This window comes from Thermoanaerobacterales bacterium, from assembly GCA_030019475.1.
Classification (GTDB): domain Bacteria; phylum Bacillota; class Desulfotomaculia; order Desulfotomaculales; family JASEER01; genus JASEER01.
In genome coordinates, this window is the sequence record JASEER010000087.1 from 1 (window position 1) to 507 (window position 507).

A 507-nucleotide genomic window follows, 5' to 3' on the forward strand; every position below is an offset into this window, starting at 1 on the left:
AAGTGAGCAATTCCATGGGGCCGCTATAAAATCGATGCATCCTTGCGGCCTCATTTAGCGTCATGTAGGAAAACAAAACGGAGGTGTCCTACATAACCTGGATGCTCAGAATCCCCCTGGTCCTTGTTTTAGCAGCGGCCTGCTTCGTCGGGCCGGCGGGCGCGGCACCGGCCCAGTCTTCCGGGGCCGATGGGGACATCCGACCCCAGACCACCCTGTATCTGGCAACGTGGATCAGCTACCCCCGTGACCAGGGGAACGGCACCGTGGCCGTCTTCGGATACAGTGAAGCGGTCCAGGCCGTGGACAAGATCACGGTAAAGATTACGCTCCAGAAATGGACCGGGTCGAGCTGGGTCAACGTCGGCTCCGTGTCCGACGCAGGCTACAACACTGACTATGTGGACACGACCAAGACCATCGCCGTCCAGCGCGGCTATCAATACCGGACCAGGAGCGAACACCAGGTCTACCACGACGGCGTCTACGACCCCAGTTCCCCGAAGG

At 60.0% G+C, this 507-nt stretch carries 1 protein-coding gene; it reads left to right on the forward strand.

Annotated elements, in window-relative coordinates; all coding sequences use genetic code 11:
- Window positions 1-101: 101 nt before the first annotated feature.
- Window positions 102-507: hypothetical protein (locus QMC81_11935; protein MDI6908179.1), on the forward strand; the 406-nt coding region annotated here is incomplete at its 3' end.